5 protein-coding genes and 2 pseudogenes are annotated in these 6,556 nt (G+C 64.8%); 3 read left to right on the forward strand and 4 right to left on the reverse strand.

The window, feature by feature from the left end; translation table 11 throughout:
- Positions 1–210: pseudogene (locus AC5JJ6_RS35500) on the forward strand (hypothetical protein); the annotation flags it as partial.
- A 192-nt stretch (positions 211–402) separates the two neighbouring features.
- On the opposite strand, the gene AC5JJ6_RS35505 reads toward AC5JJ6_RS35500, so the two are convergent.
- Together AC5JJ6_RS35505 and AC5JJ6_RS35510 are read right to left on the reverse strand one after the other, a co-directional pair.
- Positions 403–1,239 (reverse strand): HpcH/HpaI aldolase family protein, encoded by an 837-nt coding sequence (locus AC5JJ6_RS35505; RefSeq protein ID WP_496046556.1) that lies wholly within the window; start codon positions 1,237–1,239, stop codon positions 403–405.
- A 94-nt stretch (positions 1,240–1,333) separates the two neighbouring features.
- The gene (locus AC5JJ6_RS35510) at positions 1,334–1,993 is read right to left on the reverse strand and encodes a Bug family tripartite tricarboxylate transporter substrate binding protein (protein ID WP_496046557.1); all 660 of its coding nucleotides are present in this window, start codon (positions 1,991–1,993) and stop codon (positions 1,334–1,336) included.
- A gap of 427 nt (positions 1,994–2,420) precedes the next feature.
- On the opposite strand from AC5JJ6_RS35510, the gene AC5JJ6_RS35515 reads away from it, so the two are divergent.
- Both AC5JJ6_RS35515 and AC5JJ6_RS35520 read left to right on the forward strand, forming a co-directional pair.
- Positions 2,421–3,632 (forward strand): MFS transporter, encoded by a 1,212-nt coding sequence (locus tag AC5JJ6_RS35515; RefSeq protein ID WP_496046558.1) that lies wholly within the window; start codon positions 2,421–2,423, stop codon positions 3,630–3,632.
- Positions 3,633–3,774: 142 nt separating this feature from the next.
- Positions 3,775–4,758 carry a Bug family tripartite tricarboxylate transporter substrate binding protein gene (locus AC5JJ6_RS35520; protein ID WP_496046559.1) on the forward strand — a complete coding sequence of 328 codons (984 nt, stop codon included), beginning with the start codon at positions 3,775–3,777 and terminating at the stop codon, positions 4,756–4,758.
- A 459-nt stretch (positions 4,759–5,217) separates the two neighbouring features.
- Here AC5JJ6_RS35520 and AC5JJ6_RS35525 read toward each other — a convergent pair whose 3' ends face one another.
- Positions 5,218–6,030, reverse strand: coding sequence for an IS5 family transposase (locus tag AC5JJ6_RS35525; protein WP_496046560.1), 813 nt, complete (start codon positions 6,028–6,030; stop codon positions 5,218–5,220).
- Positions 6,031–6,275: 245 nt separating this feature from the next.
- A pseudogene (locus tag AC5JJ6_RS35530) lies at positions 6,276–6,556 on the reverse strand (hypothetical protein); the annotation flags it as partial.

Below are 6,556 nucleotides of genomic sequence, written 5' to 3' on the forward strand. Positions count from 1 at the left end.
AACTACTTCGCCGCCGCAGGTTACGATGCAGACCGATCGAAAACTGCTCTAGCGCTGCTGGCGCCGGACATTGTCGAAGCGATCACCGACGGGCGGCAGTCAGAGGGCATGGATCTGTCGTGGCTCTTGACCCCGTTTACACTGGTATGGGCCGCGCAGCGCCGAGCGGTTGAGCCTGGCTATGCCTCAGCCATCTGCGGTCTCGACTGACCACAAGGAGCGAATAGCGGTCGCTCCATGTCGAGCTTGAGACGGCGACTCCTCGTTCACAGGCATATATTCAGAGGGTCACCGCTGGGCAGGAGCTGAAGGAAGGCTTTGGCCGGAAATAGACAGGCGGCTTTCCACCGTATTCAGACCGCCAACGGCCTCATTTTGCTTCCGATACTTGGGTCCAGCGCCTCAATAAGCCCCGGTCTTCACCGGCTGGGGCGCTTGGGTCACCGCCGCCTCACCCGTCAGCTTAGCCCGCATACCGGCCCCGTTCGTGCGCCACCAGTTGTACAGAATCCGCACATCCCATCCAATGCAGAAGTGCTTTACCCCGATCTCCAGGTACGGCTTCGCACCCGAGATGTCCGCCAGTTCCACACGTGGGTGCTTGCCCATTTTCAGCGCTACTTCGATCGTCTTGCGCTCCGCCTGCACTACGTCCGGGTGTGATCGCTGCCCGGTTAGCCCCAGGCTCATCGAGTAGTCGGATGACCCAAACTGCACCATGTCGATGCCCGGGACCGACAGGATCGCCTCCAGATCGTCCACACACTCGCGCTTCTCGACCATGATGGCGATCACCACCTCATTCAGTGCATCGACATAGGCCGGCGAGCCGCCCTCCAGCACGGTGCCGACATCGCGCCGCATGCCGACACCGAGCCGCCCGCCGGTGCCGGGGGTCTCAGCGCGCACCGCGGCGACGCACAACTCGGCATCGGCCACTGTTCGGATATCGGCGAACAGCACACTCTGGAAGCCCGATCCGATCGCTCGCATCGCCTGATGCGCGTACTGCTTTTGCTCGACCTTGATCATGCCGGCGAGGTTCTTCAACTCGAACGCACGGCCGAGATTATCGAGGTCATGCATGGTGAACGGCGCGTACTCGGCAGTGAACTCGACATAATCGTAGTTCTCGGCGTCGCCAATCAGTTCCACAAGCGTGGGCCAGCTGGACAGGATATGCGTGCCGATCGTCGGTTCCCCGGCTTTCAGCTTTTGGCGCAGGCGGTTCGGGCGCATGGTGTCGTTCCTTCAGGAATTACAGGCCACTCAGGACCACGGCTTAAGAAGCAGGAGACATATTGGGGACGTTTTGACGCTGCTGTTTCTATCTCTACTCTGGCTGCGCTCCGCTGACCTTCACCATTTCCGCCCAAATGGGCTTCTCCGTGGCTAGGCGTGCCGCCAATTCGTCGGGCGTGGAGCCGGTCAGCCGGGCGCCCATTGTTATCGCCCGCTGTTGCAGTGCCGGGTCAGCCCAGGCGGCACGCACCTCGGCCGAGATCCGGTCCACCACCGCCTGCGGTGTGCCGCGCGGCGCCGCCCATAGATGCCAGGGCGAGACCTCGAAACCCGGTATGCCGGCCTCCGTCATGGTCGGCACATCCGGCAATGCTGGCCAGCGCTGCGGCAGCGCCACGGCCAGTGCCCGTATCCGGCCTTCCTGGATCACCCCGACATAGGAGGCGAGGTTGTCCACCGCGTACTGGATGTCACCCGAGAGCAGCGATGGGATCGTCTGGGCACCGCCACGGAAACTGACATGCTGCGCCTCGAAGCCCGCCCGGCCGGCCAGATAGGCGCCCGAGAGGTGGATGGTGGTGCCGACGCCGGAGGAGCCGAAGCTGATCCTGTCGGGCCGTGCCTTCGCCCAGGCGGCGAATTCCTGCAGGGTCCGTGCCGGGACGTGCTGGGCAGCTACCACCGCGACGTGGCCAATGCTGGGCAAAGCGGCGAGTATGGGTGCCGCAAGCAGCGCGCGGCGGTGCAGCAAAGGATGTCCCTTCCGTTGTTTGTTGCGCCCAGGCTAACACCTCTCGTCAGCGCGACGGTAGCGCAGCCGGGCGGGCGGACAGAACGAGGCCGGAATGCCAGGTACGGCGGTCGCCTTGGCCGAAATGGCTGCCGCGGTTCTTCCGGCGCGGGAACCGACCAGTCGGACCTCGGAGGGACGACACGTACGCCGCCTCGGCTCATACCAGCTCGGGCGGTGTTGTTTCTATAGCGATGCCACGGGCCAGGCGACCGGCCGCACTTTGAACACTCCACCAAGCCGGCGCTGGCAAGGCGGATGCTCGGCCGCGCCCTCGATGCCGGCCTGCCCTGCGCCTGGGTGCTGGGCGATGAGATCTACGGCTCGGGAACGAGGCAGGGTTGCGCTAGTTAGCTGGGGAGCCCGTCCCCCGCTCCGGAGCCATTCCATGCAGAATCGGCGTGCCGAACGTGCACTGGACGCCCTGAGTTTCTTCGTCTCCGACGCCCGGTATGGGCTCGGCGCCTATCTTGGCGTTTATCTGCTGGTAGAGCACGGCTGGGACCCGGCGAGCATCGGCGCGGCACTCTCAATCGGGATGCTGACCGGGCTGGTGTCGCAGGCGCCGCTCGGGGCGCTGGTGGATGCGGTGCAAGCCAAGCGGGCGCTGATCGCAGGCGCGGTCGTGGTGGTGACGGCGACCTGTCTCGTCATCCCGATCGCGCCCCATTTCTGGTCAGTAACGCTCGCAGGACTGGTCGGGGCGCTGGCCGGTGTCACAATCGGGCCGACCCTTGCCGCGATCGCGCTCGGCATTGTCGGCCCGGCACGCTTCGCCCGACGGGCTGGGCGGAACGAGGCACTGTTCCACCTCGGGGACGGCGCGATCAGCCTAGCAATCCTGCTCACCGCACCCTTCTTCGGCAACGCGGTGCTGTTTTGGTCCATGGGTTTCACAGCAATCGCCAGCGTGGCGGCTGCGGCGGCGGTTCCTGCCGGCGCGATCGATCACGCCGTCGCCCGGGGATTGTTGCCCGGCGAGGCGGCGCTTGCTGCCCGGCCATCCGCTTGGCGCGTGCTGCTGAGCTCACGGCCGCTGCTGGTCTTTGCCGCTTGTGGCGCCCTGTTCCACCTCGCTAATGCCTGCATGCTGGGGCTGGTGTCGCAGAAGCTGGCGCTGGGCAATCTCGGTCAGGGCATCGCGCTCACAGCGGCCTCCGCCATCGTCGCACAGGCGGTCATGGTACCAGTTGCGGCGTTGGTCGGGGTGCGGGTGGATGCCTGGGGACGCAAGCCGCTGCTGCTGGCCGCCTTCGTCGCCCTGGTGCTGCGGGGGACGCTCTATACCCTCTCCGATGAGCGAGCCTGGCTGATTGGGATCCAGCTCCTCGATGGGGTCGGTGCGGGCCTAATCGGCGCGCTCTTCCCGATCGTGGTCGCCGACCTGACGCGCGGCAGCGGGCACTTCGCCGCCGCGCAAGGCGTGGTGGGCACGATGCACGGGATTGGCAGCATGGTGAGTATGGTTCTCGGTGGCGTGCTGGTGGTGTGGGCCGGGTATGACACCGCCTTCCTGGTGCTCGCCTCGATTGCCGCCCTGGGTGGCATCCTGGTCTGGTCGGCTATGCCCGAAACCCGAGGGGCGCCGGCGATGGCATGACCGGCAGGACCCAATCGAAATCAATGGCCTGAGCCCCTCGGTTCGTCGATGACGAAGCTCTGCCTGAGGTGGCCAGCGATGTGCTCGGACCGCATCATGGCGTAGCAGAGCCAACGTCCGCCCGGGAGAGGAAGCGTCCCCTATGCTCCGCCGTCATGCGCTCACACTCGGTGCCGCGGTCGCGGCCGGTCCCCTTGCTGCACAGGAGCAGCAAGGTGGGGCCGACGCCTGGCCTAACCGCCCCGTCACCATCCTCGTCCCCTTTGTCGCCGGCGGTCCGTCGGACATCGTCGCCCGCGTGATTGCCCAGTACGGCGGCCAGTCGCTTAGCCAGCCGATGGTGGTCGAGAACCGGGCTGGTGCGAACGGGGAGGTCGCGTCACGCTTGCTGGCCCGGGCGCAGCCAGACGGACACACCCTGCTCGTGGGCTCGATCGGCGTCTTCGCCATCAACGCCGCGCTGCGCCCGAACCTCGGCTACGACCCGCTGGCCTTCACGCCCATCACGCTGGCGGTCACCACGCCAAACGTGCTGGTGGTGAACCCGGACAAGGTGCCCGCGACCGACCTGCGCGGCGTCATCGACTGGCTGCGGCGCAATCGTGGCCGCACCAGCTACTCGACCAGCGGTGTCGGCTCCTCGGACCAGATGACCATGGAACTCTTCAAGCAGCTCACAGAGACCGAACCGACCCATGTGCCCTATGCGGGCGGAGCGGCGGCGGCCACTGACCTGATTGCCGGCAACGTGGAGCTAAGCTTCCAGAACCTCGGCACGGTGGCGGGTCACATCCAGGGCGGACGGCTGCGCCCGATTGTGGTCACCAGCGCCGAGCGCCACCCGGTGCTGCCTAATGTGCCCACCGCCACTGAGGCGGGGTTGAAGGACTTCGTGGTCACCTCTTGGCAGGCCCTCATGGCTCCTTCCGGCCTGCCTGCGCCGCTGGTCAGACGCTTGCACACAGTTGCAACCGAGGCGCTGCGCCATCCCGAAGGACGGCAGCGGCTCGAGCAGGTCGGCTTCACGGTGGTGGCGGGCTCGTCCGAGGCGTACGCCACCTTCCAGCGCGAGGAGGTGGAGCGTTGGCGCGGCGTAGTGCAAACGGCAGGCATCAAGGCAGAATGATCGGCCGCCTGTATTCTGCAACTTCTTTAGCCGACATTTATGCAGGCGGCTTAGGCTCACACTCGACGGCGCGAACTGGTCGGTATGATCCACTGGGACTCACAGAAGACAAGGCTTGGGCCGGAGACGCCGATTCCCGTCAATGAATTCGACCGGCAGGCGGTCGCCATGCTGAATAAAGTGCCGGCACCCCGCCCGAAAGTCGGGCGTTCTCAATGCAATAAAGCTTGAGGGTTAAATCACCCTACCCTCAAGCTTTGGAGAAGCTCCGGCATTTCGGAGAGAAAACCCGCCTCCGTTCCGCCGCCGCACCATCAAGGTTGCCGCGAAACCCCAGGCCATACCTGCGCCTCAGCGCGATGGCCTGGTTGGGAGAGACAAGTTGTGAGGAGACCGACTGGAGCAGCGGTGGGAACTGGGGAATGAAAGTCTCTGGTCTCTGAAAGCCTGACTGTGAACTCACACGGAACGTGCCAGTCTGCGTATGAGTAGTAGGACGGAAGCGGCGTAGAGGAAGGCTGTGGCCGAAGCGATGGCCGCTTCGAAGTCCTTGGCGAGGCGGCGGCTGCGGCCGAGCCAGGCGAAGCACCTCTCGACCACCCAGCGGCGCGGATGAACGGCGAAGCCGACTTGGTTTTTGGGCTTGCGGACGATCTCGATGGCGATGCAGGTGGCCTGGGCGACGCGGTCCGCGGCATAGGCCGCATCGGCAAAGGCCCGCTCCACGAAGGGAAAACGAGCGCGTGATGCCTGCAGCAACGGGATGGCGCCATCACGGTCCTGGACCGAGGCTGCATGGCACTGCAGGACCAGCGGACGGCCATCGGTATCGACCATGGCGTGGCGCTTGCGGCCGTTGATCTTCTTACCCGCGTCGTAGCCGCGCGGGCCACCTGCTTCCGTAGTCTTGGTGCTCTGGCTGTCGATAACCGCGGTAGTTGGGCTGGCTTCACGGCCAGCCTGTTCGCGGTCGAGCATGACGAGGTGGTGGTTGATGCTCTCCCAAACCCCACGTTCGCGGAAGGCCACGAACCAAGCATAGACCGTCTGCCGCGGCGGGAAGCAATCTGGCAGCATGCGCCAGGGGATGCCGCCGCGCAGGACATAAAAGATCGCATTGATGATGTCGCGCATCGGCCAGCTTGGTCGCCGACCGACCGGCGAAGCGGGCGGCATCAATGGCACCAGCACAGCCCATTCCGCATCGGTCACATCACTGGCGAAGCGCAGGCCCTCCCGCCTATCAAGGGCACGGGTGGTCGGGGTCCACATCAGGCTTTCTATCCAACTCGGTCTCGACGACCCGTTGGAATCACAGCCTGCCCGGCCATCCAACCCCTATTGCGACAGCGTTCACAGTCAGGCTTTGAGAAACCTGCGGAGCAGCTGTTGCTGGCCATCCGCTTGAAAGCATCAGTTGCGATCCGGTGTATGTGGCGGACCGCTTGCACCGCTGATTGGGAGGCAGCAGAAATTGCGTTTCCTCGTGCCCTCACCGCGGGCCTTTGCCGCCGCAGCTATGGCGCAGACTCATTAGAAACTGCTCGTGCCGGTAGGACGCGAGCAGGATTTCCAACTGCACGAGATCTCGGCGGCAGGTTTTTGAGCACGACAGCGTTAGCGCCAACCAAAACACCGTCATCAATCACGATGCTGCCCAACACGGATGCACCTGGGCCAATGGCAACGTTGGCGCCTATGTGCGGGTAGTTGATGCGGTCTTGATCTGGGAGACTGCGATCTTTTAAGAGCCCGTCTATGAAGAACTGCTGTATTCTGAATGCGTTGCGGCAGGACA

The sequence above is a fragment of the Skermanella sp. genome, assembly GCF_059503625.1.

Excerpts from the sequence above, each read along its gene's own strand:
- AC5JJ6_RS35520 (WP_496046559.1), top strand. The coding sequence starts at position 3,775 with ATGCTCCGCCGTCATGCGCTCACACTCGGTGCCGCGGTCGCGGCCGGT.
- AC5JJ6_RS35525 (WP_496046560.1), bottom strand. The coding sequence starts at position 6,030 with ATGTGGACCCCGACCACCCGTGCCCTTGATAGGCGGGAGGGCCTGCGC.
- AC5JJ6_RS35505 (WP_496046556.1), bottom strand. The coding sequence starts at position 1,239 with ATGCGCCCGAACCGCCTGCGCCAAAAGCTGAAAGCCGGGGAACCGACG.
- AC5JJ6_RS35515 (WP_496046558.1), top strand. The coding sequence starts at position 2,421 with ATGCAGAATCGGCGTGCCGAACGTGCACTGGACGCCCTGAGTTTCTTC.